27 protein-coding genes are annotated in these 26,556 nt (G+C 33.2%); 11 read left to right on the top strand and 16 right to left on the bottom strand.

Going from position 1 to position 26,556, the window contains the following annotated elements; all coding sequences use genetic code 11:
* The 4 genes from QLS31_RS10415 to def form a co-directional block, all read right to left on the bottom strand.
* Positions 1-1,449: an amino acid permease gene (locus QLS31_RS10415; RefSeq protein WP_282743809.1), complete on the bottom strand. Its 1,449-nt coding sequence runs from the start codon at positions 1,447-1,449 to the stop codon at positions 1-3.
* A gap of 107 nt (positions 1,450-1,556) precedes the next feature.
* Positions 1,557-2,339: a nucleoside triphosphate pyrophosphohydrolase gene (mazG, locus tag QLS31_RS10410; protein ID WP_282743808.1), complete on the bottom strand. Its 783-nt coding sequence runs from the start codon at positions 2,337-2,339 to the stop codon at positions 1,557-1,559.
* A gap of 81 nt (positions 2,340-2,420) precedes the next feature.
* Positions 2,421-2,921, bottom strand: a complete 501-nt coding sequence (locus QLS31_RS10405) for a DUF5606 domain-containing protein (protein WP_099715871.1) — start codon at positions 2,919-2,921, stop codon at positions 2,421-2,423.
* 89 nt (positions 2,922-3,010) lie between these two features.
* A complete protein-coding gene (gene def / locus QLS31_RS10400) occupies positions 3,011-3,598 on the bottom strand; it encodes a peptide deformylase (RefSeq protein ID WP_099715872.1) in 588 nt (195 codons plus the stop codon).
* A 196-nt stretch (positions 3,599-3,794) separates the two neighbouring features.
* On the opposite strand from def, the gene QLS31_RS10395 reads away from it, so the two are divergent.
* Positions 3,795-6,008, top strand: coding sequence for an FUSC family membrane protein (locus QLS31_RS10395; protein WP_282743807.1), 2,214 nt, complete (start codon positions 3,795-3,797; stop codon positions 6,006-6,008).
* 61 nt (positions 6,009-6,069) lie between these two features.
* Here QLS31_RS10395 and QLS31_RS10390 read toward each other — a convergent pair whose 3' ends face one another.
* The 3 genes from QLS31_RS10390 to QLS31_RS10380 form a co-directional block, all read right to left on the bottom strand.
* A complete protein-coding gene (locus tag QLS31_RS10390) occupies positions 6,070-7,566 on the bottom strand; it encodes a malate:quinone oxidoreductase (protein WP_282743806.1) in 1,497 nt (498 codons plus the stop codon).
* Between the two features lie 120 nt (positions 7,567-7,686).
* Positions 7,687-8,103 (bottom strand): Holliday junction resolvase RuvX, encoded by a 417-nt coding sequence (gene ruvX / locus QLS31_RS10385; RefSeq protein ID WP_282743805.1) that lies wholly within the window; start codon positions 8,101-8,103, stop codon positions 7,687-7,689.
* Between the two features lie 23 nt (positions 8,104-8,126).
* Positions 8,127-8,861, bottom strand: a complete 735-nt coding sequence (locus QLS31_RS10380; protein ID WP_282743804.1) for a class I SAM-dependent methyltransferase — start codon at positions 8,859-8,861, stop codon at positions 8,127-8,129.
* A gap of 145 nt (positions 8,862-9,006) precedes the next feature.
* Between QLS31_RS10380 and QLS31_RS10375 the strand changes: the two genes are divergently transcribed.
* Together QLS31_RS10375 and QLS31_RS10370 are read left to right on the top strand one after the other, a co-directional pair.
* The gene (locus tag QLS31_RS10375; RefSeq protein ID WP_282743803.1) at positions 9,007-9,822 is read left to right on the top strand and encodes a 2,3,4,5-tetrahydropyridine-2,6-dicarboxylate N-succinyltransferase; all 816 of its coding nucleotides are present in this window, start codon (positions 9,007-9,009) and stop codon (positions 9,820-9,822) included.
* Between the two features lie 60 nt (positions 9,823-9,882).
* Positions 9,883-10,944 carry a glycosyltransferase family 9 protein gene (locus QLS31_RS10370; RefSeq protein ID WP_282743802.1) on the top strand — a complete coding sequence of 354 codons (1,062 nt, stop codon included), beginning with the start codon at positions 9,883-9,885 and terminating at the stop codon, positions 10,942-10,944.
* Here QLS31_RS10370 and QLS31_RS10365 read toward each other — a convergent pair.
* Complete coding sequence (locus QLS31_RS10365) at positions 10,937-11,749, bottom strand: glycosyltransferase family 2 protein (protein WP_282743800.1); 813 nt, start codon at positions 11,747-11,749, stop codon at positions 10,937-10,939. The genes QLS31_RS10370 and QLS31_RS10365 overlap by 8 nt on opposite strands.
* A 71-nt stretch (positions 11,750-11,820) precedes the next feature.
* Here QLS31_RS10365 and QLS31_RS10360 point away from each other — a divergent pair, with 71 nt between their 5' ends.
* Positions 11,821-12,609 (top strand): glycosyltransferase family 2 protein, encoded by a 789-nt coding sequence (locus QLS31_RS10360; protein WP_282743799.1) that lies wholly within the window; start codon positions 11,821-11,823, stop codon positions 12,607-12,609.
* On the opposite strand, the gene QLS31_RS10355 is transcribed toward QLS31_RS10360, so the two are convergent.
* Positions 12,595-13,356, bottom strand: coding sequence for a lipopolysaccharide kinase InaA family protein (locus QLS31_RS10355; RefSeq protein WP_282743798.1), 762 nt, complete (start codon positions 13,354-13,356; stop codon positions 12,595-12,597). The genes QLS31_RS10360 and QLS31_RS10355 overlap by 15 nt on opposite strands.
* A gap of 101 nt (positions 13,357-13,457) precedes the next feature.
* The gene (locus QLS31_RS10350; RefSeq protein ID WP_282743797.1) at positions 13,458-14,558 is read right to left on the bottom strand and encodes a glycosyltransferase family 4 protein; all 1,101 of its coding nucleotides are present in this window, start codon (positions 14,556-14,558) and stop codon (positions 13,458-13,460) included.
* Positions 14,559-14,615: 57 nt separating this feature from the next.
* On the opposite strand from QLS31_RS10350, the gene QLS31_RS10345 reads away from it, so the two are divergent.
* The 4 genes from QLS31_RS10345 to QLS31_RS10330 are packed head-to-tail and all read left to right on the top strand — an operon-like array spanning position 14,616 to position 18,585.
* Positions 14,616-15,185, top strand: a complete 570-nt coding sequence (locus QLS31_RS10345; protein WP_282743796.1) for an L-threonylcarbamoyladenylate synthase — start codon at positions 14,616-14,618, stop codon at positions 15,183-15,185.
* A gap of 60 nt (positions 15,186-15,245) precedes the next feature.
* Complete coding sequence (locus QLS31_RS10340) at positions 15,246-16,679, top strand: HD domain-containing protein (RefSeq protein ID WP_282743795.1); 1,434 nt, start codon at positions 15,246-15,248, stop codon at positions 16,677-16,679.
* Between the two features lie 51 nt (positions 16,680-16,730).
* Entirely contained in the window at positions 16,731-17,753 is a 1,023-nt protein-coding gene (locus tag QLS31_RS10335; protein ID WP_282743794.1) for a COX15/CtaA family protein, read from the top strand.
* A 58-nt stretch (positions 17,754-17,811) separates the two neighbouring features.
* Positions 17,812-18,585 (top strand): CDP-alcohol phosphatidyltransferase family protein, encoded by a 774-nt coding sequence (locus tag QLS31_RS10330; RefSeq protein ID WP_282743793.1) that lies wholly within the window; start codon positions 17,812-17,814, stop codon positions 18,583-18,585.
* 93 nt (positions 18,586-18,678) lie between these two features.
* On the opposite strand, the gene QLS31_RS10325 is transcribed toward QLS31_RS10330, so the two are convergent.
* From QLS31_RS10325 to QLS31_RS10300, 6 genes are all read right to left on the bottom strand, one after another.
* Positions 18,679-19,446 carry a LytTR family DNA-binding domain-containing protein gene (locus QLS31_RS10325; RefSeq protein WP_282743792.1) on the bottom strand — a complete coding sequence of 256 codons (768 nt, stop codon included), beginning with the start codon at positions 19,444-19,446 and terminating at the stop codon, positions 18,679-18,681.
* Between the two features lie 68 nt (positions 19,447-19,514).
* Positions 19,515-19,850, bottom strand: coding sequence for a 2TM domain-containing protein (locus QLS31_RS10320; RefSeq protein ID WP_282743790.1), 336 nt, complete (start codon positions 19,848-19,850; stop codon positions 19,515-19,517).
* A 62-nt stretch (positions 19,851-19,912) separates the two neighbouring features.
* Complete coding sequence (locus tag QLS31_RS10315; protein ID WP_282743789.1) at positions 19,913-20,218, bottom strand: 2TM domain-containing protein; 306 nt, start codon at positions 20,216-20,218, stop codon at positions 19,913-19,915.
* 46 nt (positions 20,219-20,264) lie between these two features.
* Positions 20,265-21,599, bottom strand: coding sequence for a 2TM domain-containing protein (locus QLS31_RS10310; RefSeq protein ID WP_282743788.1), 1,335 nt, complete (start codon positions 21,597-21,599; stop codon positions 20,265-20,267).
* Between the two features lie 78 nt (positions 21,600-21,677).
* Positions 21,678-22,298: a hypothetical protein gene (locus QLS31_RS10305; protein WP_099715891.1), complete on the bottom strand. Its 621-nt coding sequence runs from the start codon at positions 22,296-22,298 to the stop codon at positions 21,678-21,680.
* Positions 22,299-22,500: 202 nt separating this feature from the next.
* Complete coding sequence (locus QLS31_RS10300; protein ID WP_282743787.1) at positions 22,501-24,705, bottom strand: TonB-dependent receptor; 2,205 nt, start codon at positions 24,703-24,705, stop codon at positions 22,501-22,503.
* A gap of 179 nt (positions 24,706-24,884) precedes the next feature.
* Between QLS31_RS10300 and QLS31_RS10295 the strand changes: the two genes are divergently transcribed.
* The 3 genes from QLS31_RS10295 to QLS31_RS10285 all read left to right on the top strand — a co-directional run bounded on the left by QLS31_RS10295 (position 24,885) and on the right by QLS31_RS10285 (position 26,421).
* Complete coding sequence (locus QLS31_RS10295) at positions 24,885-25,343, top strand: YciI family protein (protein WP_282743786.1); 459 nt, start codon at positions 24,885-24,887, stop codon at positions 25,341-25,343.
* Positions 25,344-25,384: 41 nt separating this feature from the next.
* Positions 25,385-25,942 (top strand): sugar O-acetyltransferase, encoded by a 558-nt coding sequence (locus QLS31_RS10290; protein ID WP_282743785.1) that lies wholly within the window; start codon positions 25,385-25,387, stop codon positions 25,940-25,942.
* Between the two features lie 83 nt (positions 25,943-26,025).
* Positions 26,026-26,421, top strand: coding sequence for a hypothetical protein (locus tag QLS31_RS10285; protein WP_282743784.1), 396 nt, complete (start codon positions 26,026-26,028; stop codon positions 26,419-26,421).
* The last annotated feature ends 135 nt before the right edge of the window (positions 26,422-26,556 follow it).

Genomic DNA, 26,556 nt, shown 5'->3' with positions numbered 1-26,556 from the left:
TTAGTCTTTCTTATTCATCACAAAATAATACACCGGAATTCCCAACGCCACAATACACAATCCCAAGCCTGTATTGAACGTATCATAAATCAATAAAGTGAGACAAATTGCTACTGTAACCACAATATAAAGTGCGGGTACAAATGGATACCCAAACGCTTTATAAGGTCTATCTACATTAGGTTCTTTTTTTCGAAGGATGAAAACACCCAGAATCGTCAGTATATAAAATAACAAAGACGCAAAAGTCGCATACGTTAACAAGTCCCCAAATTTTCCTGAAATACAAAGTACACAAGCCCAGATACACTGAACCCATAATGCTTTTGCAGGAACTTGGTTTTTATTAAGTTCTGTTGCTTGTTTGAAAAATAATCCGTCTTTTGCCATTGCAAAAAACAATCTTCCTCCGGAAAGAATCAAACCGCTATTGCAGCCAAAAGTGGAAACCATGATTAAGCCTGCCATTACAAAAACACTTATATTTCCCATAATCATACTTGCAGCCGCCGCACCTACTCTGTCATTACTGGCAAACATGATTCCGTTACTGGCAATATCAGCAGCGTTTGGAGTTCCCTGCATTGGCAACAAAGCCAAATAAGCAACATTCGCTAAAACATAAATAATAGTTACAATTAAAGTTCCAAGAAACAAACTTCGTGGAATATTCTTTTTAGGTTCTTTAATTTCTCCTGCAATGAAAGTAACATTATTCCAGGCATCACTAGAAAATAAAGAGTTAATAATAGTTGCTCCTGCAGCGCCCAAAATTGCCATTCCTGCTAATTTTGTTACTGTAATTGTTCCGTCAGGATTCACAACCGTTTTACTGGCTTCCCACATATTTTCGAAATTATTGGACAAAACATCCGTTTGTAAACCAACATATAATCCTAAAATAATCAATGCAAAAAGCGCAATTAATTTAGCCGAGGTAAAAATCAATTGAACTGTTTTTCCGCTTTCGACACCTTTGGTATTAATGTACGTGAGCAGTATTATACTAAAAATAGCCAACACTTTTTGGTACGAAAAAACAAAACCGGTACCAATCGTAAAAAGTGTATGATCCAGAACAGGAAAGAAGATAGCCGCATAGTTAGCGAAAGTAACCGCAATGGCTGCAATAACTCCCGTTTGAATTACCGTGAAAACGGTCCAACCGTACAGGAAAGAAACTAATCTTCCGTACGCGCGTTGTATGTAAACAAATTGTCCGCCCGCATTGGGCATCATTCCTGCCAATTCTCCGTAACTCAATGCCGCAGCGACCGTGATTAATCCCGTTACCAACCAAATCACCAATAACCAGGCCGCAGATCCAATATCTCTCGCCATAGCTGATGTAACTATGAAAATCCCGGATCCTATCATGGAACCGGCTACTAAACTCGTGGCATCAATTAATCCTAAAGAACGTTTTAACTCGGTTTTATTTTCTGGCATTGGATAATTTTATAAATGATGGTAATTTAATTATTTAATAATAAATACTATAGCTTCTTCGCTTCTTCCCAAAATTGAGTTATTTGGAAATCATAGATTTCCAATTCCTATTTATTAGGAAGACGCTTCGCTTCTTCCCAAAAAACATCCATTTCGGCAAGTGTCATATCCATTAAAGGTTTTCCTAATTCTCCGGCTTTACTTTCCAAATATTGAAAGCGTTTAATGAATTTTTTATTGGTGCGTTCCAAAGCATCTTCGGGATTTACGTTAAGAAATCGGGCGTAATTGATCATCGAAAATAAAACATCTCCAAATTCGGCTTCAATTTTATCTTGATCACCTGCTTTAACCTCAACTTGCAATTCTTCCAATTCTTCTTGAACCTTATCCCAAACCTGATGCGATTCTTCCCAATCAAAACCCACTCCTTTTACCTTATCCTGAATTCGGCTTGCTTTAACTAATGCGGGTAAACTTCTTGGAACACCTTCTAGAACGGACTTTTTGCCTTCTTTGAGTTTCAGTTTTTCCCAGTTTTGTTTCACTTCTTCCTCATCTTTTACCACTACATCACTATAAATATGGGGATGACGGTGAATTAGCTTTTCACAAATTTCATTACAGACATCGGCCATATCAAAATCGTTCGTCTCGCTTCCTATTTTGGCATAAAAAACAATATGCAATAACAAATCCCCAAGTTCTTTTTTGACTTCGTTTAAATCGTTGTCTAAAATAGCATCGCCTAATTCGTAAGTTTCTTCAATAGTCAGATGACGCAAGGTTTGCATGGTTTGCTTTTTGTCCCAAGGACATTTTTCTCGCAAATCATCCATAATGTCTAATAATCTTTCGAAAGCTTGCAGTTGGTTTTGTCTTGAATTCATCAGAAATGGTTTTTGGTAAAAATAAAAAAATCCTGTTCAGAAAAATAGCTGAACAGGATTAAATATTATTTTAAAATAGAATTACTCTTTTTTAGCTTTTGCTTTTTTAGCAGGAGTTTTAGTTTCTGTTGCAGGAACTTCTTCAGCAACAGCAACAAGTTCTTCAGCAGCTGGTGTTTCTTCAGTAGCAGCAGGTACTTCATCAGTAACTAATCCTTTTGCTTGAAGCATATTATACCAGTTTAAAACTTTTTTGATATCCGAAGGATACACTCTTTCTTCATCATAATCAGGTAAAATTTCTTTGAAATAAGCTGTCAATGTAGCATTGTCTTCTTTATGTGAAATTGCTTGACCTTTGTTTTCCTTATCAGCAATTTTTTGCATGATTTCAGCTAATGGTTTTTCGCCTTCATACGTATAAATTGAAATTTCCGACAATAAACTCACATTACTTTTTAAGTTTACTGTGATTTTTTTTCCATCCAACAATGATTCAGCAACAAACCCAGTACGTGTTTGCACTCTTAATACATATAAACCTGGTTTCCCAGAAATGGCTAATATTTTTTCTAAATTCATGTTTTGTGTAATTATTATTAAGAATTTGACTTATTTATTTTTTCATTTAAAACCAAAAATCATACCAAGATAAAGCTGTAAAAGCTGTTTTATCTTCCTTTTTTAGCAAAAAATTTCATTCGGTAATCTTGGAATGTTTTTCCTTCCAAAATGTTTTTCAATTTCTTTTGAATCAATCGTTTTTTTAATGACGAAATTTTATCTGTGAATAATACTCCTTCAATATGATCGTATTCATGTTGGATTACTCTGGCGATTAATCCATCAAAAACTTCGGTTTTCATTACAAAATCCTCTTCGCAATATTCAATTGTTATGGTTGGATTTCTATATACATCTTCTCTAACGTCTGGAATGCTCAAGCAACCTTCATTAAAACTCCACTCTTCACCTTCTTCTTTTATCATTTTTGCATTGATAAAAGTTCTTTTGAATCCTTTTAATTCTTTTTGTTCTGTGTCTCCTAATTCTTCATCATCACTAAAAGGCGTCGTATCGATTACAAATAAACGAAGTGCCAATCCTACTTGAGGTGCGGCAAGTCCAACACCATAGGCATTATACATCGTTTCGTACATGTTAGCAATCGTTTCTTTCAAATTAGGATGCTCTGGTGAAAGAACTTCGCCTACTTTTCTTAAAACTGGATCACCGTATCCTATAATTGGTAAAATCATTGTTTTTATATTAAGTATTATCTACTATAAACTGAAATAAGTTTCCCTTTAATTCAGTGTGCGAAAATAGTAAAAAAATAGACAATGAATAATCCTGTATTGATAATTCGCGTTTTTTTACCATTTAGGCAAAAACAGGGCAAATTATTCTTTGAATCAGTCACTCAATTCTTACCTTTGCTTGTAATCCAATTGTATGATTTACAAAATCCGAAAATTTACCGACAGCACTTATTTCACTAATGCTCTAAAAGTAACAATAGCAGCAGTTATTCCGGTTGTAGTACTTTCCTTTTTAGGCAAATTCGAAATAGGTTTTACCATCGCTTTAGGTGCTTTTTTCACTTATCCAAGCGATATTCCCAGCAATCTGAAACATAAAATAAACGGTATTCTGGTTACGGCTTTACTTGTCGCAGGTGTCAATTTGTTAGTGAATATTGTCTATCCTTATTCCTTGATTTTCTATCCTTTTTTGGCGGTATTAATTTTTCTTATTTCGATGATTTCCGTCTATGGACAACGGGCAACAATGGTCTCTTTCTCTGCACTAATTTCGGTTTCATTGGCCTTTGCAAGTATCAATACCGGTTGGGCAATGGTCCAACACTCCCTTTTAATATTATCCGGAGGATTATTTTATCTAATGATTTCCCTCATTTTTCATTATGTAAGACCTCATCGCTATGTTGAATTACAAATTGCAGAATGCATTAAACTTACTGCTAAATATTTAAAATTAAGAGGCGATTTATGGACGATTAATGCTGATAGAAAAGCAATTATTGAAAAACAATTACACCTTCAGGTAGAACTGAATACCATTCGACAAAACATAAGAGAAGTATTGATTAGCAGTCATACAACTTCTGGATCTTCCAATCAAAACCGAAAAATGTTAATCGTTTTTATTTCATTGATGGAAATTCTGGAGCTTGCATTAGCTACTTCATTCGACCATGATAAATTACATCAAAAATTTGACGACCATCCAAAGGTCTTGTTAACCTATCAAAAACTAGCCTATAATCTTGCCGCAAGTTTAAAAAAATTGTCCAAAAGCGTACAAAACCGAACTAAATACATCTCTAAACATACTTTACGAGGTGACTTGAATGCTTTGCAACTTGCTATCACTGATTATGAAAATGATTTAGGTAAAGTTCCCGCTTCCGAAGGTGTTTTTATGCTGACCACTATGCTACAGTATGCTGAAAAGCAAGTGGAGAAAATAAAAATTGTAGAGCGCGCTTTTACATTAGCCTTCAATTCACAAGATTTTAAAGAAAAGGACAAAGACTTAGAAAAATTCCTGACGCCACAATATTATCCTTTGAGCACTTTGATTGAAAATTTCAGTTTCTCTTCCACAATTTTCAGACATTCGCTACGATTAACCATAACATTGTTGATTGGTTTTATCATCGGAAACATACTGCCTTTTCACAATGTCTATTGGATTTTGTTGACTATTATAGTTATTATGCGACCTGGATATGGTTTGACGAAACAGCGTTCTTTTCATCGAATTTTCGGTACCATCATAGGCGGATTAATCGCTTTTGGGATTCTTTCATTGGTACACGATAACATCACAATCAGTATACTTTCTATTTTAAGCATGCTTTTAGGATTTTCATTTACCCAAATAAATTATAAAGTCAGCGCCACATTTGTGACCATGTATGTTGTTTTTATTTACGGAATATTAACTCCTAACATAGTTGATGTAGTTCAATATAGAATACTCGATACCGTTGTAGGATCTGCTTTAGCTTTCCTTGCCAATCACTTTTTATGGCCTTCGTGGGAGTTTTTAAATATTCCGTCACACATAGAAAAATCGATTATTGCAAATCAAAATTACTTGAAAGAAATTTCGCTTTTTTACAATAAAAAAGGGACTATTTCTACTTCGTATCGTTTAGCACGAAAAAATGCTTTTATCGAAATAGGAAATTTAATGGCTTCTTTCCAAAGAATGGTGCAAGAACCAAAATCGAAACAAAAGCAATTACCACAGGTATATAAATTAGCGGTGCTGAATCATTCCTTGCTATCATCATCAGCTTCGTTAGGAACATACATTCAATCGCATAAAACTACATCAGCTTCTGAAGCGTTTAATGTTGTAGTAGATACTGTCATTAGAAATCTGGATAATGCAATTGCACTTTTGAAAGAAAATGATTTATATCTAAAAGAAAATCTCCCAAAAGAAGATTTGGCCATGCGATTTACGGAATTAAAAAACATTAGAGCCAAAGAGTTAAAAGAAGGAATTCCTATTGATGAAGAAGCGTTTCAATTGAAAATGCAGGAAGCGCAATTGGTTATAGAACAATTAATCTGGTTGACTAATCTCTCTGAAAATATTTTAAAAACCACAAAAGAATTAATGGAATTTTAAAAAAGTGATCAGTAATCGGTGATCAGTAGCTTACTGAACACCGATTACTGAACACTGTATACTAATTATTCAGTTTTAAAACAGAAGCAGTATCTTTTCTTATTTCGGCTAATAAAGCTGGATTATCATTCAATGTCTGACCATAAGAAGGAATCATCACTTTTAATTTTTCCTGCCATTCTGGAGTTTCAATTTCATCTTTGAAACATCTTCCTATTAAATCAACCATAATAGAAACTGCGGTTGAAGCACCAGGAGAAGCACCCAATAAAACAGCTAATGATCCGTCAGCAGTTGTGATAACTTCAGTACCAAACTCAAGTATACCACCTTCTTTTTCGTCTTTTTTTATCACTTGAACACGTTGTCCTGCACGTTCTAATTTCCAATCCTTAGATCTTGCACCAGGAACATATTCTCTCAACGCATTGATCCTGTCTTTAGGAGACTGACGCACTTGCTCAATCAAATATTTTGTAAGTGGAATATTTTTAATACCGGCAGCAAGCATTGGAATAATATTATCCGGTTTTATGGATAATGGCAAATCAGAATACGAACCATTTTTTAAAAATCGAGTTGAAAAACCTGCAAAAGGTCCAAAAAGTAGCTGTCTTTCTCCATTTATCATTCGGGAATCAATATGTGGAACTGACATTGGTGGTGCACCCACACTCGCTTTTCCATATACTTTTGCTTGATGTTTAGCAATCACCTCTGGATTGGTACATTTTAGCCACTGTCCACTCACAGGGAAACCGCCATAGCCTTTTCCTTCGGGTACGTTTGCTTTTTCTAATAACGGCAATGAACCGCCTCCTGCACCAATAAAAACAAATTTAGTATATGCTTTTCTTTTTTGGCCTGTAGCCAAATCAGTAATTTTTATTCTCCACGATTTATCCTCACGTTGTCTCAATTTTTGGACTTCGTGATTGAAATACATCGTAACGCCTTCCAATTTAGCTAAATAACTAAAAATATTTCGTGTCAGTTCTCCAAAATTCACATCTGTACCAATAGCCATTGAAGTTGCTGCAACTTTCTCAGATTCATTTCTACCTTCCATAACTAAAGGCATCCATTCTTTTAATTGCGCAAAATCAGTGCTGAAAACCATTTGTTTAAAAAGAGGATTCGAATGCAAAGCCTCAAATCTTGTTTTAAGGTATTCTACATTTTTTTCTCCCCATACAAAACTCAAGTGAGGAATACTTTTAATAAAATTTTCTGGTGATGAAACTTTATTTTGTTGCACTAAATAGGCCCAAAATTGTCTGGAAACCTCAAAAGATTCCGCAATACTAATTGCTTTTTTTGGGTTGATACTTCCATCTTCACTTTCAGGAGTATAATTAAGCTCACAAAAAGCAGAATGTCCAGTTCCGGCATTATTCCATGCATCAGAACTTTCGGCAGCAGCCATATCTAATCTTTCGTATATTTCAATCTTTATATCTGGTTGTAACTCTTTTAGAATTAAGCCAAGAGTGGCGCTCATTATTCCAGCTCCTATAAGAGCTACATCACTTTGCGAACGAATGGTTGTATCGGGCATAACAAAATTTTAAATTGCAAAGATACTTTATATATGCAAAAAAAATGTAACAAATTATTGTTAAAAAGTAAGGAATTTCAAATCTATTTTGGTCAGCTGATCAGCTTTGCAGTTGGATTTTTAAAACATCTTTCGAATCAAATAATCCTGAAGCATAATCGTTGCCGAAATCTCATCGATAAGTGCTTTATTTTGACGCTGTTTCTTGCTAAGCCCACTGTCAATCATCGTTTGAAAAGCCATTTTTGAAGTAAACCGTTCATCTACCCGAATGACTTTCATATCCGGAAAATGATTGGTAAAATGCGTTACGAAACCTTTTATGATGGAAGCACTTTCTGAAGGTTCTCCATTCATTTGCATAGGCTCACCAATAAGAACAGCCTCAACTTTCTCTTTGGAAAAATAATCCTTCAAAAAAGCGATTGCAGTTGGGGAAGGAATGGTTGTTAATCCCGAAGCTATGATTTGCATTTCATCGGTAACGGCTATTCCTGTTCGTTTTTGTCCGTAATCTATGGCGAGAATTCTTGGCATTTGTATATTTTTTTCAAAGGTAACTATTTTAATTTCCCAATTCTTAGCAACAACGGAAAAGTCACTTTCTTATCGCTTTTTAGCCAAGAAATTTTCAAATCATCGTAAATCAAATCTATTGGATTTTTATTGTTTTTTGAAATATAATGTTGTGTCGCTGACCACGTTTCCAGATATCCTATAAGTTCCTCAAAAGTCCATGTTAGCTTATTTTCGAATGTTTTCGTAACAATTTCATCAAACGGAAATGGTATTGTTTTGTAATTTTCATCCAAGTATTTTCGCTCGGCATCCCAATATGGTCCTACTATATTTTGATAAAAATCTGTTACTATCTTATCCGAATCCGCATTGGTCGAAAACAAACCATACCCCAGAACGGCAAAGATTCCATCTGGTTTTAAGATTCGGTAAATTTCTTTATAAAACAAATCAAAATCAAACCAATGAACTGCTTGGGCAACTGTGATTAAATCAAACTCCTGATTTTTGAAAAAGGTGTTTTCTGCAGCGGCTACTTTGTAAATTATGTTTTCCGTTGGAATCGCATTGTTAAGTTGGTTCTGACTAATATCAATTCCATAAACCGTTTCAAAAAAACTCGAAAGTTTTTGTGCGACTTGTCCATTTCCGGTTGCAATATCTAGCGCAACTCCTTTGTTTCTGACAAATGAAACCAAATAATCAATCATTTCATCTGGATATTGTGGTCGAAATTTAGAATACTCAGCAGCTTGTTTAGAGAAATTATCTTTCATGTTTGAGTGATTTTCATTTATTCCTCAAATTTACAACATTTGAAAAACATTAAATACGCTGCAAGTTAAATCTGTAACATTTTCAAATCAATTTGCGTTTCTGATTTTAGTTAAAAAACATATCTTTGTCAAAAATCTAACTAAAATGAATCCATTACAAACAATTATAGAACAAGCTTGGGAAAATCGTGCTTTGTTACAAGAAAAGACAACAACTGATGCTATCAGAGAAGTTATCGAATTACTAGATACCGGAAAATTACGTGTTGCCGAGCCAGTTGGTGACGGATGGCAGGTAAACGAATGGGTAAAGAAAGCGGTTGTGATGTATTTCCCTATTCAAAAAATGGAAACATTACATTCTGGTATTTTTGAATATCACGATAAAATGCTGCTAAAAAAAGACTTCGCCGAAAAAGGAATTCGTGTCGTTCCTAACGCAGTAGCACGTTACGGTGCTTATATTTCAAGCGGTGTCATTTTAATGCCAAGTTATGTAAACATTGGTGCTTATGTTGACGAAGGAACGATGGTAGACACTTGGGCAACCGTAGGAAGTTGTGCTCAAATTGGTAAAAACGTACACTTGAGCGGTGGTGTTGGTATCGGTGGTGTTCTGGAACCTTTGCAAGCTGCTCCGGTAATTATTGAAGACGGTGCTTTTGTTGGTTCTCGTTGTATTGTTGTTGAAGGTGTTCATGTTGGGAAAGAAGCAGTTCTTGGTGCCAATGTTTGTTTGACTGCATCTACAAAAATCATTGATGTAACCGGTGAAACTCCTATCGAAATGAAAGGTTATGTTCCTGCCCGTTCCGTGGTAATTCCGGGAAGTTATACCAAAACGTTTCCAGCAGGAGATTTTCAAGTACCTTGCGCTTTAATCATTGGAACACGCAAGCCTTCAACAGATTTGAAAACATCATTGAACAATGCTTTACGCGAATATGACGTAGCGGTTTAATCCCTCTTAAAATAAAAAATTATTGTATATTCCTCCCTTAAACGGGAGGTTTTTTATATTATGAAGATACTAGTAATACAACAAAAAATGATTGGTGATGTTTTGGCAAGCAGCATTATATGCAATAATCTGAAAATCATATATCCCGAATCACAAGTGGATTACCTGATTTATCCATTTACCAGTCCTGTTGTTGAAAATAATCTTAATATCGATAATCTGATTCTTTTTAAAGACGACTATAGAAAAAGTAAATTTGCTTTTTTTAAATTTTTACTCAAAATAAAAAAAGAACGTTACGACCTTGTTATTGATGCCTACGGAAAAACAGAAAGCAACCTAATCACACTTTTTTCAGGTTCAAAAAAGAAAATAGGTATCTATAAAAAATATAGTCATTTTATCTATACCGATACTATAAAAGAATTATCGCAACCTTCAACTAATGCAGGTTTAGCTCTTGAAAATAGACTTTTATTATTATCTGATTTTACTGATAACAAGAAACAACTGGATATCAAACCAAAAATTTTTCTTACTTCTGATGAAATTGAAAATGGAAAACAGATTTTAAAAAAGAATAACATTGATTTTTCGAATAAAATATACATTATTGGTGTGCTGGGTAGCGGCAAAAACAAAACATATCCATTTCCGTATATGGCTAAAATGTTGGATGCTATAGTTGCAGAAACAAATGCTACTTTACTTTTTAATTATATGCCTTCGCAAAAAGAAGAAGCACAAACTATCTATAACTTGTGTCTTCCTGAGACTCAACTAAAAATTAAAATTGATTTAATGCTAAGAAATATTCGTGAATTTTTATCCGTGACGTATCATTGCAATGCTTTAATTGGAAATGAAGGAGGTGCTGTAAATATGGCAAAAGCATTGGACAAACCTACTTTTACTATTTTTTCAACTTGGATAATTAAGGAAGCATGGAATTCGTTTGAAAACAAAACTACAACTGTTTCTGTACATTTAAAGGACTATAAACCTGAATTATACGGTAAAAAAACAGCGAAAGAAATGAAAAATGAAGCTTTAAATTTATACGAAAAATTCACTCCAGATTTAATTTTACCTATTTTAAAGAAATATATAAAATCTAATTAGTACGTATTCCTGAGCTCGTTTTTATTATTTTATTCGCTTTTGTGCAGGCTCGAATTGCATTGTTTTTTTTCCAAATTTCTTCGGAAACATATCCTCTTTCATGATCTAAATGCAGACAAAAGGCACTATATCTTATCTGTTTAGATGAAAGTCCCATATTGACCAATCTTTCCCCCAATTCCCTGTCTTCTCCACCATATTGCATTTCTTCATTAAAACCATTAACAGCTAATAAGTCTGTTTTCCAGCCAGAAGCATTGTGTCCGTTCCAAGTTGGTTTGGTTGGCGTAAGCTTATTTAATAGGTTTGATAAAAAAGGAGAAGTCGTAAATTTTATATTCTTTAGATTTGACTTAAGACCATTATTTTTAAGCCATTTCAAATCGAAACAATTTTGATTTAGAATATCCTCTTTTGTGATGCGCTTGGAAATTGACATTGGAAGTTTAAAATAGCCTCCCGAAAGAAAAAAACCTTTTTCTCTATATTTTAGATGCGTTACAACAAAATCATTTCTAGGAATACAGTCGCCATCGGTAAAAATTAGATAGTCGGTTTTGGAAGCTAAAATGGCTTTATTCAGAATTTTAGTTTTTTGAAATCCGTGATCTTCATGCCAAACATGAATAATAGGAATAGCTATTAATTTTCGGAGTTCATCAATTTTTTCCTTGGTCTTTGAGTTAGAACCATCATCAGCAATAATAATCTCAAAATCAGCCGTTGTTTGCACACTAAAACCCCATAAAACTTTCTCAAGCCATTGGACTGCATTATAGGTACTCATAATAACTGATGCTTTCATATATTTTTTTGAAATTATAGTTGACAAAAGTAATTAATAAATTATATATTGTGACATAATAAAATCAATTAATGGATTCAAAATCGACTCCTCATTTATCTGTTTTAATTATTACATTAAACGAAGAAAATCAAATGAAAGCGCTTTTAGCTAATCTGGATTTTGCTGACGAAATTATTGTTGTGGATTCATTCAGTTCAGATAATACGGAAGCTATTTGCAAATCATTCGGAAAAGTAAAATTCATTCAAAATAAGTTTGAAAATTATTCTTCCCAAAGAAATTTTGCTATTGAACAGGCAAAGAATGACTGGATTTTATTTCTTGATGCTGACGAAAGACTTACCCCTGAATTGAAGAATGAAATATTAAACACGATACGATTTAACAAAACTTATGCTGCTTTCTTCTTTTATAGAACCTTCATGTTCAAGAATAGAGTATTACACTTTAGCGGATTGCAAACCGATAAAATATTCCGACTTTTTGATAAAAACTTCGCAAAATACACTACTGATCGATTGGTTCATGAAAAATTAACAGTGACTGGAAAAACAGATGTTTTTAAAAATAAGCTTATTCATTATTCCTATTCAGATTACAAATGTTATAAATCAAAAACTACCCGTTACGGGAAGTTGAAAGCTCAAGAGAAGTTCATTAAAAACCAAAAACCATCTATTTTACTTCAAATTCTTCATCCTTCCTATAATTTTTTATACAATTATTTTGTCCGTTTGGGTTTTCTTGACGGAAAAAAGGGACTGGTTATCTGTTATCTAAACGCTTATGGTGTTCATATCAGATACCAAGAACTAAAACAACTTTGGAACAAAAGAAAAAAACTATCTCCAAAATAATAGTTTCTTTTTCCGTGCTATTTTTCTATGAAATTTCAGCTGAAAGTCGTTCGTATAAAACCACATTTTGGCAAAAACGGCATCGTATTTCTTATTATAAAGTCTTGCATACTCCTCACTCATTACAGCGATCATTTCTATTTTTGGCGTAAGCCTATGAAAATTTTTCATACGGGAATCAAAATCCATATCGTCATGAAAATTCATTCGGTTTAAATCCACCAAGAAAAATTCATACTGATCTTGGGACCCTTTTTTAATCAAAGTATTTCCCGGTGAGTGATCCAAAAATTCAATTCCCTTTTGATGTAAATCGAATGAAAATTTAGTGAATTGCCTTAATATGTTCTCATGATCAGGATAATCAGGATTTTCAACCAACTCTCTAAAAGTTAAATCTGCAGGTAAATGTTGACTGATATAAAAACTTTTTTCTAATCCCAATAATTTAAAATTTTCAACATATGCAATGGGATGGGGAGTACCGATTCCATTCTCAAGAAGCCTATTTGCATATTCATACGAACGTCTGGCTTTTGATTTTCTAAAGTATTTATACGCAACTTTGTTAATTAAATTAGGAATCTTGAAAGATTTTATATTAATCGTTGAAGAGTCTAAATCAAATAATTTTATTTTGTTTCGTTTTCCATCACCAAAAAGCAAACCTAACGCTTCAAAGTTGTCAATATAAAATTTTAATTGTTTTTCTTGAGAGAAAAATATTTTATTAACCTTAATAATCATATTGAATTTATTAGCAAATTTAACAAAAAAGTCTTTTTTATATGATTTAAAATTAAGTATTGCAAAGATGACCTTTACTTTAAAACTTAAGAATAATCTAATCACATCATTTTTTTATACTTCAAAAACATTTGTTTAGCTATGAAAGAGGATGTAAATTCTTTTAAAATTATTACTTTTCCATTTTTAATAAATTCATCTCTCAAGACTTTGTCTGATAATAATGAATCAATTTTAGCAGCCAAATCTTTATAATCTTTTACTGGTGAAATAAATCCATTTACACCATTCTGAATGGCATCAGGAACAACACCTACTTTCGTAGAAACAACAGGAGTACCTATCAACATAGCTTCAAGAACTGAAGTTGGGCCACCTTCTCTTTGCGAAGTCATTAAAAAAACATCAAATTGAGAATTTAAACTAAAGGCGTTCTGAATTTTATCCGTAAAAACAATATAATTTTCGAGCTGTTTTTCTTTCACAGCATCCAAAAAATTATCTGTTAATTTTGAAAATCCCCCAATTTGAAAAAAAATAATATCTTTTCTTTCTAAAGAATGAACTAGATAATCTACAACATTAATAAATGTATCTAAATCTTTAGCATCTGTATGGTTAGCAATATTACCTATTATAAAATGAGCCTTATCAATAGAGTATTTCTCTCTTAAGTTTATTCCTGCTTTAGCATCGATAATATCCAATGAAACACAATCATTTATAACATCTGTTTTGTACTTGTTCTTTTGCCAAAGCATTTCTTGAAAATTGGTTTCTACACTTTTTGAAACACAAAAAATAGAATCTATTCCTGAATAATTATATTTAAAGCTACTAAAAAAGCTACTGCTAGCACTTATTGCTTTCTTAGAAAATATAGCTTTCGTTTTTAATTTATACATCAAATCCGAAAAAACATAAAAAGTTAAAGAATTACTCGTATGAAGATGTATAACATCAGGCTTTAATTCTTCAACTAATTTTTTTAAATAACGATAGTTTACAAACCCTTTTAAACTATTATTTTTTGTTGGAATGTAAGTTATGTTATTTAATAAACATTCTTTTTCAAGTGGCGAATCTTTAATTCCTAAAACAATATTTTCAATGCCAAGTTTACTCAATTCCGGAATATAATAAATCATTTGTTGCTCGTTCCCTCCCCATACTTTTGCTCCCGAAATGTGTAGTATTTTCATGAAATTTATTTGTTTCTTTGCAAAGATAAACTTGTACCATATATTTTAGATATAAAAATGGAAAATATTAACGAAGAAGTTCACAACGCCTACGAAGTCATAAAAGAAGGCGGTATCATCCTCTATCCTACCGACACCGTTTGGGGAATTGGTTGTGACGCAACAAACCCTGAGGCTGTTGCCAAAATCTACAAACTCAAACAAAGAGCCGAAACCCAAAGCATGATAGTTTTGATGAATGGTGAAAAAATGATGTATAATGTTTTTAAAGACATTCCTGAAGTTGCCTGGCAAATCATTGATTTATCGGAAAAACCAACAACCATAATCTTGGACAAACCAAGAAATGTTGCTCCAAATATAGTATCAGAAGATAACTCATTAGGAATTAGAATTGTGAAAGAACCATTTTGCTTCAAATTAATGGAAAAGATGAAAAAACCATTGGTTTCGACATCTGCAAATATTTCAGGTCAACCCACTCCTATTGCCTTCAAAGATATTAGCCCAGAAATTATAAAAGGTGTGGACTATGTTGTAAATTTGCACCGTGAAAAAATTGGTGGAAAACCGTCAACTATCATAAAATTAACGAATGATTCTCAGGTGAAAGTGATTCGGAAATAGATTGCAGTATTCAGTTTTAAGTTTAGCAACTTTAAACTTTAGACTTTAAACATTTTAAAAATGAGTATCAAAACTTCATATAAAGAAGCCTTAAACAATAAAATTTTCGAAGTCATTTCTCAAGCTTCCCAAGAACTTAACATTGAAAGTTATGTTATCGGCGGATTCGTGAGAGATTTACTTTTAAATAGAGACTTTAAAAAAGATATTGATATTGTTGCTGTTGGCAGCGGAATCGAATTAGCTTTGAAAGTTTCCCAATTACTTCCAAAAAAACCAAAAGTTCAAGTTTTCAAAACATACGGAACAGCGATGTTGCGTTTTGAAGATACTGAAATTGAATTTGTAGGTGCCCGAAAAGAATCCTATCATTTTGAGAGTCGCAATCCTGTTGTAGAGAATGGAACATTGGAAGACGACCAAAATCGTCGTGATTTTACCATAAATGCGCTGGCTTTATCTTTAAATGCTGCTAATTTTGGAGAACTTTCAGATCCTTTTAACGGATTGGAAGATTTAAAAAATAAAATAATTAGAACACCTATGGATCCAGATATTACTTTTTCTGATGATCCATTGCGCATGTTGAGAGGCATTCGTTTTGCAAACCAATTGGGGTTTGATATCGAAGAAAATTCGTTGAACTCCATAACCAAAAACGCAGACCGAATAAAAATAATTTCCGGAGAACGCATCGTTGATGAATTGAATAAAATACTTTCGACAGATAAACCTTCCGTAGGATTCTTGCTATTGTTCAAAACTGGACTTTTAGATATAATCCTTCCAGAATTGACCGCTTTGAATCAAGTGGAAGAAATTGAAGGTCATACGCATAAAAACAATTTCTATCATACCTTAGAAGTTGTTGACAATATTTGTCCGCATACAGATGATGTTTGGTTGCGTTGGTCAGCATTATTGCACGACATTGGAAAAGCACCAACGAAACGCTTTAATAAAAAACAAGGTTGGACCTTTCATGGACATGAATTTCTTGGTGGAAAAATGGCAAAAAAAATATTTGAACGCTTACACATGCCGCTAAATCACAAAATGAAATTTGTACAAAAAATGGTCATGATGAGTTCTCGCCCTATCGTTTTATCACAAGACACGGTTACGGATTCAGCGGTGCGTCGTTTAGTTTTTGACGCTGGTGAAGATGTAGAGAATTTAATGACGTTGTGTGAAGCCGATATTACTACCAAAAATCCTAATAAATTCAAGAAATACCACAACAATTTTGTAATTGTACGCAAGAAAATTGTAGAAGTCGAAGAACGTGATCAGGTACGTAATTTTCAACCACCAATATCAGGTGAAGAGATTATGGAAAAATTCAATTTAAAGCCTTCAAAAGAAATTGGAATGCTGAAAGAAGCCATAAAAGAGGCGATTTTGGAAGGAGAAATTCCAAATGAATATGAGGCAGCGTATCAATTTATGCTAAAAAGAGCAGAAAAAATTGGATTAAAGATTAACGCTTGTTGAATTAACAATTAATTACATTTCAAATATCTTTGCATAAATTAATTTCAAACAATGAAAAAAGAGAATAATTACGTTATCATTTGGTTGTTATCAGGATGCTTATTATTGTTTATGATGGTTGTAGTGGGAGGAATTACCCGATTGACCAATTCAGGTTTATCGATGACCGATTGGCATTTAGTAACCGATACTTTTCCGCCTTTAACAGAAGAAAAATGGTCGCATGCTTTTGAAGAATATAAAAAATTTCCAGAATATCAAAAAATCAATATACATAATGATTTTACCCTAAGTGATTATAAATTCATTTATTTCTGGGAATGGTTCCACCGTTTTATAGGGAGAATAATAGGTTTAGCGTTTATCGTTCCTTTTGTCTATTTCTTGTTCAAGAAACGTCTTTCCACTGAAACCATCAAAAAATGTATGGTTTTATTATTCATGGGTGGCTTTCAAGGTTTTTTGGGTTGGTTCATGGTACGAAGCGGATTAATCGACAATCCTGATGTAAGTCATTTTAGATTGGCATTACACCTCACATTTGCCTTTATCACCTTTGCGTATACACTTTGGGTAGCTTTGGATTTAATTTATCCAAACAAAGCGACAGTTATACTTCCTTTACGAAAACTAGCACGCGTTGCATTAGTGTTTTTGCTGTTGCAAATTATCTATGGTGGGTTTGTTGCAGGCTTAAATGCAGGTTTAATACACAATCACTGGCCATTAATGAGTGATGGACAATTCATTCACGACAGTGTTTTTATAGAAAAAAGCACCTTGTTTTTGAATCTTATCGAAGGAAAAAGCGGCGTTCAATTTGTACACCGAACCATGGCATATGTTGTAGTAGGATTGATTCTTGCGCTTTATTTCTCCAGTAAAAAACACATCCTTTCTTCGTTACAGAAAAAAGGAATCAATGTCTTGGTATTAATCGTATTTTTGCAATTCACATTAGGCGTTTTTACGTTGCTTTACAGTGTACCGCTTTGGTTAGGATTATTACATCAAGTAATGGCTTTCTTCTTACTGACGGCAATGACATTCACTTTACATCGATTATCAAAATAAAAATATACCAACCATAATACCTGACTATATTGTCGCATTTCTTTGTTTATAAACATAAATGTCTAAACTTGCTGCTCAAGATAAATTTTTAGATTTATCAGATTATGGAAGACCATTTGGAAAATTTCTTGCCAATCAATTAAAAAACACTCGGTTCACTCCTATTCATGTCACCTTACTTTTTGGTGTTTCGGGCTTGATTGCTATTTACTGTATTCTGCAAGGAAGTTACTATTTAGCCAGTTTTTTTATCATTCTAAAATCAGGAATTGATGCTGCCGATGGAGAGCTGGCACGCTTGAAAAACACGCCTTCCTATACCGGAAGATACTTGGACAGTGTATTTGATATCATCTTAAACTTTCTGTTTTTAATGACCATTTGTTATGTTTCACAAACATCATTTTGGTTTACTGTTTTGGCTTTTATCGGCATTCAATTGCAGGGAACTTTATACAATTATTACTATGTGATTTTAAGAAATAAATCAGTAGGCGGAGATACAACCAGCAAAATTTTCGAATACAAATCTCCGAAAGCTTTGCCTGGAGAAACCCAAAAATCAGTTGATATTTTATTCCGTATTTATACTATTGTCTACGGTACGTTTGATAAAATAATTCACGCACTTGACCAAGAAGCATACAAAGTAAAAACGTTTCCAAACTGGTTTATGACCGTACTTTCAATTTACGGCTTGGGTTTTCAACTATTGATAATTGCGGTAATGCTACCTATGGATTTGATAGAATATATCATTCCGTTTTTTATAATTTACACGGCACTAATTTTTGTCATAATTGGCATTCGAAAAGTGGTTTTCAAGGTTTAAAATCGTCATAAGGATAATCTATACTGGAAACATAATATGCATATTATCAGATTTTTAAATAATTCGATCTAAATTAAAAATCTAACTATTTAATTAGCCAATCCAATTCTTAAAATCAGAAACTTTTTCTCTGCTCACAATCACTTCGTCTTCTTTATATGAAGGCAAAATAACTTTTAACCTAGAGTTGCTGTAGACTACAATTTCTTTAATTGCCTTGAGGGGAACTATGAATTTTCGACTAACTCGATAAAAAGCTGCCGGATCTAATTCCTGCTCCAAAAGTTCTAAAGTCGTTTCAATTAAATAATTCCTGTTATCGAAAGTATGAAGATACGTCCCTTTATTTTCACTAAAAAAACACTCAATTTCATCGGTAGCAATCACTTTCAAATGTTGCCCTATTTTTACCGTAAACCGTTTTTTATAATTTTTTTCAAATGGATTGGAAAGCATTTTTTTAATCTGCTCAAAATCCATCCCGAAGTCTCGGGAGCCGGTTTCTTGCTTTGGCAAACGTGCTTTAAATTTAGAAACGTCAACCTCTAAATCATCCTCGTCAATAGGCTTCAAAAGATAGTCGATACTATTCAATTTAAAAGCACGTAAAGCATACTCATCATAAGCCGTGGTAAAAATCACAGCACTCTTAATTTGAACTTTATCAAATATTTCAAATGACAATCCATCCGACAATTGAATGTCTAAAAAAATCAATTCCGGATGTTCATTATTAGAAAACCAATCAATTGCTTCTTCTACTGAATGCAACATTACGTCTACTTGAATATTTAGTTTTTCTAATTTTCGTTGCAACAATCTTGCAGCTGGTTTTTCGTCTTCGATTATTATTGTCATCATTTAATATTGAATCGTTTATTTTGGTGATTTTGGTTAACTGAAATTAAATTAGGGCTGAATCTCTGGTTCTATTCCCATTTCTCACTTTTCTCTTTTTCCATGAATTCCTTGATTTTTTGCTGTTCCCAGTTTTTTCCAAAAATAAAATTGGGCATAAATATAGAAAATGTATGCACCAATAATCCAATTCCCCAAAAGAAAGCCGTAAAGAAATTCTCTATTTTAAAATAGCTTTCTCCTGCATCTAAATCTCTAATATTGATAAACACAATCATTATATTTATGACTATATAAACAATTAAATGCGTGTAAAATCCCTTTAATCGTTTCACTTTTCGTTGCGCATCAGCATATTTATCTTCTGACTGAAACCCTTCAAACTCTGATTTATAATTCCTTTTCATCTTGATGGTATTATGTATTTACTGTTAAAAACAAATTCTATTTTGAGATAAAAATCACGACATTAAGTCCAATTGTCTTTTCTTTCATTTTCTTTATCCATAAACTCTTTAATTTTTTGCTGTTCCCAGTCTCTTCCGAGAAAAGGACTAAAATTAAAAGCCTTCAATCCATGAAAAAACACTCCGAGTCCCCAACCGATTAATGGCCAAAAGAACCACAAATGATTCGGAGATGTTACTAAATTCAGAATCATCAATCCTAGGTTTATAACAATATAAGCAATCAAGTTGCCATAAAATGATTTTATTTCTTCTACTTGTTTTTTCGCTTTAAAATAGCGCTCTTCGTTTTGATATGTATTTTCCATGATTTTTTATTTAAAATTTGTTCAACGTTTAAAAAGCCTTAGCCTATTATTTCCATGATTGCTTTTGCTCTTCTTTTTGTAAAATTTCCTGGATTTTCCTTTCTTCCCAATTGGAACTGTACCCAAAAACCTTGAAAGCATGCATCACCAATCCAAATCCCCATCCTGCAGCCGAAAACCAAAACCATTGAAAATGTGGAGAATATGTTAAATTTATAAATATCAAAAATGGAATGACACAACAGTAAGAAATCAAGTTTCCGTAAAACCCTTTAAGTTCTTCCACACGTTTTTTAGCTCTATAATAAGAGGTATCTTCATTGTAATTTGTAGTTGTTTCCATAAGTGTAATTTGTTTTGTCAAAAGAGGTATTTTGACCGTAAATGTTTTCTCGTTTTGAATAATCAATACTTTTCTGTTGGTTATAATTCCATATCTGTTGACAATATTTTGCAAACCAACACCTTGACGTTCTTGCAATACTTCTTTCTTTTGATAATCGTTTTGAACGGCTAAATAATCGCCCTCAACATAAATCCGAATGTGTAATGGCCTTTGTTCACTAACCACATTATGCTTCACCGTATTCTCTAATAAAAGTTGTAAAGAGAGCGGCACTACTTTGGCATCTGGATTTATAGCTGTCGTTGGTAATTCATAAAACAAACTGTTTTCAAAACGCATTTTCAATAAATTCATGTACGTTTTGGCGAAAGCCAATTCTTCTTCAACCGAAACCAGCTCTTTATCTTTTTGTTCTAATACGTAGCGATAAATCTTTGATAATGAAATCGTAAACCGCTGCGCATTATCTGGATTTTCTTCAATCAAAGAGCTCAATACATTTAAACTGTTAAATAGAAAATGAGGATCAATTTGATTTTTTAAACTCTCGAATTTTGCGTTAGCTGTTCCTGCAATAATTTTCTGTTCCTTGACTTTGTTCTCATTATAAGCTTTGTAAAATGAAATCGTGTAAATGGATAATGTGACAAAAAAAGTGATTATTATCGATGCTAAATAACTTGAAGGTTTTTCGTTTGCCAAGAAATAATCAAAAGAATTCTTGTTATACACCACTTCTTCAAATAAGTGCATTAAAAAAATAACTGCTAATGAAACTAAAAACGACCCTATAAAACCAAGTGTTAATCTTTTTACAGAAAATTTATCTTCAAAATAAGAGTCTAATTTCCAAAAAAGGAACATATTGGATGCGTATAAAGAAAAAGTATACATCATTGTGAATAAAAAATTGACTAGCAACCTTTTACCAAAATAAACTTCACTTCCCATTATCACATTGACTAATTGAATCACAGCAAAAATAATAAGTGTCAATTTTATCGCTCTTTGAAGTTCTTTATACATTCTATTCATTTTATTTTGATATTTATTCTGATTGTAGCATCAATAAAAGACTTAAAAATCACTTCTATTCTTTCTTGTTTCTACTTCCTATTTACAATTTTTCTGTGCTTCTAAAGCTCTTTCTAAACCCCATTTTGGAGAGAAAGGTGTTTCAGGTTTAAAAGTAGCAAAAAGTCCAATAGCTTTTTCAATTTGCACACACATTGGTTTAGTGTCTGTTCCCCAAAATTTAGCACCGCCTATTTCAAACTCGGCTTTACCAAAAACAACTCTTGGATTTTCCGGTGCAATTGCCTGTGCTTTTCCGTACAATTCCATAACCGTTCCAGATAATTTTTGTCCGTTTGTCATGGGATCAAAAGCAATCCAAGCAGTGTGAATCATTGCTTGCATTACCAATAATTCGGCATTATTTGGATTTTTATCCATTTCTATATCCAATGATTTTTGTGCTTTCGAAAGTAATAAATTCATTTGATCTTTATCTTTTGTTCTAAAAGCGGTCGTTGTATTCACTAATGCAACGTAATAATTAGGCAACCAACTTGTTTTTTCAGCACCGGCTATTCTTTCGAATAAATCAGAAGCTTCCGTGTTTTTTCCTTCGCCCCAAAGCTGGAATGCTTTTCCCATTCCTTGTTCGAATTGCCCTTGAGCCGATAATAAACTACATACTAATAATACGATTGTGGTGATAACTTTTGTCATGATTTCTTGTTTTAAAATGGTTATTTTTTTGATGATTGAAACGTTGTAATAATTTATACTTCAAAAGTATCTCAGTTTTTGTTGGTTTAAAATTTATAGATACTGAACTGTAGAATTTGATGGATGAATTGTGATTTAGTCGAAAGTCATACAGTTGGAAGAGTTTACAAAGACAGTAGACTTTACGACTTTGTGACTTGTTTTAAAGATTCTTCAACTGATTGTCATTTTTATCGTTGCTGATGGTCCAAAAGAATCCTACGAAGAAAAAACGATCGGCCGTAGGAACAATTTCTTTTCTGTTGTAAAAGCCTGTATTATCAGGATTGTTGGCATATTCGTATCCAAATACATTCTGACTCCCTAAAACGTTGGAAACCGAGAAATATAAAATCTTTTGCTGTGACACTAAATACGCCCAATTGAAACTCAAGCTGTTGTAGGATTTTGTTTTTCCATTCATGAATTTAGCTTCGTTTGGATTGTTGAAAGGACGCCCAGAACTGTATGAATTCGTAAAACCTATTTGTGATTTCCAGTCGTTTATCCAGTATTTAGTAACGATTGACAAGCTGTGATCTGCAACAAAACTTGGTGTCACTTGAGAACTAAAATTTTTATAATTTCTCTCTGTGTCGATGTACGAATAGGAAACCCAATATTCTAAGTTTTTGATTGATTTGCCGTCTCTCCAAAACAAATCCAATCCTTTCGCATAACCAGAACCCGAATTATCATAAACCGAATTATATACTGCCATTTCTGTGTCGAATTTTACTAAATTACTGTAGTCTTTAAAATAGGTTTCTGCACGAAAGGTTTTTCCGTTTTTATTGTATTGAAAATTCATAATGTAATGCGATGCTTTTTCACTTTCAAACTGATGATTGTTGGAATACTTGATGTATTCTGCGTTTGGAGTTTGGGTAAAATCGCCATAAGCAAAGGATAACTGACTGTTTTTAGCCATTTTATACGCAAATGAAATTCGGGGTGAAATAGCAGTTTCATTCAGTAAATCGTTATTTGAAGCCCTAACTCCTACTTTGGCTGCCCATTTTTTAGAGAAGAAAATATCGGCTTCCGTATAAACTGCCGCAATGTTAGCATCGTATCCATTGGTAAAAACCGAACCTGTATTTTCCTTAAAATCTTCATTGAATTGAGTAACAAAATAATCCGCTCCAAAAGACAGTTTCAATCTTTCTGAAAAGCTTTTCTTTAATTTTAATTTCAAATGAGCCGCATTTTCATCATTCGCCACTTTATCTGAATCCAAATTTATTTTATTGTTGCTGTAGCCATAACTTAATCCGGAAGTAATTTGCCAATTGTTACCAAAAACGCCTTTGTAAGAGGAATTCAAATAGAAATTATTGTTGTTCAAGTCAACTCTGATTTTCTCTGGCGAATTAATATTTTCCTGATTTATATCGAATTTAGAACTATCAAAAGCAGCGTATACTTTCAAAATTCCATTATTAAAGTTATAACGATAAACGGTTTCTCCTGACAACGATTGAAAAGGACTATTCCAATCCACATTTTGAGGAATAACCGCTTGATACGGCGCTAAATTGATATAATTCGCATTTACGCTCAACGAACTTTTCTTCCACTTTTGGGTATTCCCAATTCCTAAACCTACAGTCATCAAAGCGATTTCAGTTTTGTTTTGGTCTGGATCATCTTGTGTATTCAATAACAAAACACTAGATAATGCTTCGCCATATTCCGCTGAATAACCACCCGTAGAAAATGATATTCCGCTGAATAAAAAAGGAGAAAACCTGCCTCGTGTTGGCAAATTATTTGTGGTTGCGCCATACGGTTGCGCCACTCGAATCCCGTCTACAAAAGTTTGTGTTTCATTGGCTTCTCCACCACGAACAAACAATCTACCATCCTCGCCTACCGTTTGTGTTCCTGGCAACGTTTGCAAAGCCGCTATAATATTTCCCGCAGAGCCCGCCGTAGTCACGATGTCTAATGGTTTTAAAACCGATACTCTTGCTTTATCGCCCGCTTCTAATGTTCCTGCTGTAATCACAACCGCGTCAAGCGATGTAACACTTTCTCGTAATTTGATAGTTTTATTTTGGAAATTAGCCACATCAATTACTGTTTTTGAAGTTTCATAAATCAGGAAACTCACAACCAAAGTTTGATTCCCGGTTGTTGTAGTTGTAAAACTAAAATTCCCCGTTTCACTACTGGAAGCTCCGTCATAAGTTCCTTCAATAAAAATATTAGCACCTGAAACCGGTTTTCCTTTCTCATCCACCACTTTTCCTGAAATTGTATTTTGTGAAAAAATAGTTAAGCTGAATACTAAAAAGGCAAACGTAAAAATAAATTTAAGCCTTGCGTTCGAATGATTTGATTGTTGCGTAAATGTTGGTTTCATGATATTTGATTTTGATGAAGCAAATATCTATTGCAAAAATCAGAACCAGAAAAAGTTATTACTGAACTGTTGAAATTACAGGATGAGTTGTTTTGCCTAATACATTTCGAATTTGAAATCATGCATTTTTTATTTTATAATGAAAACCTTAAATTTGTGTACAACCAAATTCTGTAAAAATGAAAAAATCAATCTTATTCCTTTTATTGTTCTCTTTTAGCACCGTACTATTTTCTCAGGAAACGGAATCAGCATTTGATGAAAAACTGGCAAAATCTCTTAAAGCAGATGATTACGGAATGAAGCAATATGTATTTTGTTTGTTAAAAACTGGAAGCAACACAACGGCAACGAAAGAAGAAACTAAAAAACTATTTGAGGGTCACATGGCTAATATCAATCAATTAGCAAAAGAAGGAAAACTGGTTGTGGCGGGTCCTTTCATGAAAAACGAAAGAAATTATAGAGGCATTTATATTTTTAACGCCAGTAGTATCGAAGAAGCTAAAACATTTGTGGCGACAGATCCAGCGGTACAATCGAAACTTCTGGAAGCTGAACTGACGCTTTGGTATGGAAGTGCGGCACTGCAGGAAACACTAAAAATCCATGATAAAATAACTAAAACTAAAATGTAATAGCAAAAATGACTAATTGTATTGCTTAAATTGAAAAAACTATGACAACTGAAAAAGAAAAAATGATTGCCGGAGAATATTATTTGGCAGGCGATCCTGTTTTAGTAAAAGACAGACGAAAATCTAAAAATTTACTCCATCGATTAAATGTTACAGAATACAGGGTAACAAAAAAAGCGAGAGAGATACTTAAAGAGCTCATTCCTAATGCAGGACCAAATCTTTATATTGAACCTCCATTTTTTTGTGACTACGGATACAATATCAGTTGTGGCGAAAATGTTTATTTCAATGTAAACTGCGTTGTTTTGGACTGTGCCAAAGTCACTATTGGTTCTAATGTCTTTTTTGCTCCGGGCGTTCAATTGTACACCGCCACACATCCGCTGGATGCTGAACTGAGAAAAATACTGGAAAATGCATTACCAATAACCATTGGTGATGATTGCTGGATTGGAGGAAATTCAGTTATTTGTCCGGGTATTACCATTGGGAATGGCTGCGTAATTGGAGCAGGTTCAGTAGTTACAAAAGACATTCCTGACAATTCTTTGGCAGTAGGAAATCCGGCAAAAGTGATCCGGAAATTAAATGTTTAATGAATATCCTAACCCAAATTACAACTCCTCAAGATTAAAATTTCTTATCTTTGTTATAAACATTTAAACTTTATAAAATCATCATGAAACATCTTAAAGCATTTATAGTCTTGGCACTTATTGTAGTCGCAAACTCCGTTTCGGCGCAATCCACTTTCGAAAAATGGCCTGCCATAAAAGAATTTCACGAAGTAATGTCACAAACATTTCATCCTGCTGAAGAAGGAAATCTTGCTCCAATCAAAGCACGTTCAGAAGAAATGATGAACAAAGCCGCCATGTTATTAAAGTCTGATATTCCTGCAGAATTTAGAACAAACGCTATATTGGCTTCAGCTGAAAGATTACAGTTAAAAAGTAAAGCACTGCATAAATTAGTTACTTCAAATGCATCTGATGCAGCAATTTTGAAATCAATCACAGATTTACACGACACTTTTCATGAGATTGTGGGACTTTGTTCCGATGCAAAAAAATAAAAAAACTAAAGCCTAATCATGAACATGCCCCAAAAAGTTAGACACTATTTGGGGCATTTTTATGGAAAAAAAAGTAAAGTATGATTATGCATTTAAGTTAGAATGTGTAGAATTAGTTTTAAAACAACATTTCAC

Origin of the sequence: Flavobacterium sp. XS2P24, assembly GCF_030010285.1 — a bacterium.
Classification (GTDB): Bacteria; Bacteroidota; Bacteroidia; order Flavobacteriales; family Flavobacteriaceae; genus Flavobacterium; species Flavobacterium algoritolerans.
Note: the sequence above shows the minus strand (reverse complement) of the source record. Positions and strands in the feature narration are given on the sequence as shown.

What these genes read in the sequence shown, in the direction of transcription:
- QLS31_RS10415 (WP_282743809.1), bottom strand. Translation starts at nt 1,449, where the DNA reads ATGCCAGAAAATAAAACCGAGTTAAAACGTTCTTTAGGATTAATTGAT.
- mazG (WP_282743808.1), bottom strand. Translation starts at nt 2,339, where the DNA reads ATGAATTCAAGACAAAACCAACTGCAAGCTTTCGAAAGATTATTAGAC.
- QLS31_RS10405 (WP_099715871.1), bottom strand. Translation starts at nt 2,921, where the DNA reads ATGAATTTAGAAAAAATATTAGCCATTTCTGGGAAACCAGGTTTATAT.
- def (WP_099715872.1), bottom strand. Translation starts at nt 3,598, where the DNA reads ATGATTTTACCAATTATAGGATACGGTGATCCAGTTTTAAGAAAAGTA.
- QLS31_RS10395 (WP_282743807.1), top strand. Translation starts at nt 3,795, where the DNA reads ATGATTTACAAAATCCGAAAATTTACCGACAGCACTTATTTCACTAAT.
- QLS31_RS10390 (WP_282743806.1), bottom strand. Translation starts at nt 7,566, where the DNA reads ATGCCCGATACAACCATTCGTTCGCAAAGTGATGTAGCTCTTATAGGA.
- ruvX (WP_282743805.1), bottom strand. Translation starts at nt 8,103, where the DNA reads ATGCCAAGAATTCTCGCCATAGATTACGGACAAAAACGAACAGGAATA.
- QLS31_RS10380 (WP_282743804.1), bottom strand. Translation starts at nt 8,861, where the DNA reads ATGAAAGATAATTTCTCTAAACAAGCTGCTGAGTATTCTAAATTTCGA.
- QLS31_RS10375 (WP_282743803.1), top strand. Translation starts at nt 9,007, where the DNA reads ATGAATCCATTACAAACAATTATAGAACAAGCTTGGGAAAATCGTGCT.
- QLS31_RS10370 (WP_282743802.1), top strand. Translation starts at nt 9,883, where the DNA reads ATGAAGATACTAGTAATACAACAAAAAATGATTGGTGATGTTTTGGCA.
- QLS31_RS10365 (WP_282743800.1), bottom strand. Translation starts at nt 11,749, where the DNA reads ATGAAAGCATCAGTTATTATGAGTACCTATAATGCAGTCCAATGGCTT.
- QLS31_RS10360 (WP_282743799.1), top strand. Translation starts at nt 11,821, where the DNA reads ATGGATTCAAAATCGACTCCTCATTTATCTGTTTTAATTATTACATTA.
- QLS31_RS10355 (WP_282743798.1), bottom strand. Translation starts at nt 13,356, where the DNA reads ATGATTATTAAGGTTAATAAAATATTTTTCTCTCAAGAAAAACAATTA.
- QLS31_RS10350 (WP_282743797.1), bottom strand. Translation starts at nt 14,558, where the DNA reads ATGAAAATACTACACATTTCGGGAGCAAAAGTATGGGGAGGGAACGAG.
- QLS31_RS10345 (WP_282743796.1), top strand. Translation starts at nt 14,616, where the DNA reads ATGGAAAATATTAACGAAGAAGTTCACAACGCCTACGAAGTCATAAAA.
- QLS31_RS10340 (WP_282743795.1), top strand. Translation starts at nt 15,246, where the DNA reads ATGAGTATCAAAACTTCATATAAAGAAGCCTTAAACAATAAAATTTTC.
- QLS31_RS10335 (WP_282743794.1), top strand. Translation starts at nt 16,731, where the DNA reads ATGAAAAAAGAGAATAATTACGTTATCATTTGGTTGTTATCAGGATGC.
- QLS31_RS10330 (WP_282743793.1), top strand. Translation starts at nt 17,812, where the DNA reads ATGTCTAAACTTGCTGCTCAAGATAAATTTTTAGATTTATCAGATTAT.
- QLS31_RS10325 (WP_282743792.1), bottom strand. Translation starts at nt 19,446, where the DNA reads ATGATGACAATAATAATCGAAGACGAAAAACCAGCTGCAAGATTGTTG.
- QLS31_RS10320 (WP_282743790.1), bottom strand. Translation starts at nt 19,850, where the DNA reads ATGAAAAGGAATTATAAATCAGAGTTTGAAGGGTTTCAGTCAGAAGAT.
- QLS31_RS10315 (WP_282743789.1), bottom strand. Translation starts at nt 20,218, where the DNA reads ATGGAAAATACATATCAAAACGAAGAGCGCTATTTTAAAGCGAAAAAA.
- QLS31_RS10310 (WP_282743788.1), bottom strand. Translation starts at nt 21,599, where the DNA reads ATGAATAGAATGTATAAAGAACTTCAAAGAGCGATAAAATTGACACTT.
- QLS31_RS10305 (WP_099715891.1), bottom strand. Translation starts at nt 22,298, where the DNA reads ATGACAAAAGTTATCACCACAATCGTATTATTAGTATGTAGTTTATTA.
- QLS31_RS10300 (WP_282743787.1), bottom strand. Translation starts at nt 24,705, where the DNA reads ATGAAACCAACATTTACGCAACAATCAAATCATTCGAACGCAAGGCTT.
- QLS31_RS10295 (WP_282743786.1), top strand. Translation starts at nt 24,885, where the DNA reads ATGAAAAAATCAATCTTATTCCTTTTATTGTTCTCTTTTAGCACCGTA.
- QLS31_RS10290 (WP_282743785.1), top strand. Translation starts at nt 25,385, where the DNA reads ATGACAACTGAAAAAGAAAAAATGATTGCCGGAGAATATTATTTGGCA.
- QLS31_RS10285 (WP_282743784.1), top strand. Translation starts at nt 26,026, where the DNA reads ATGAAACATCTTAAAGCATTTATAGTCTTGGCACTTATTGTAGTCGCA.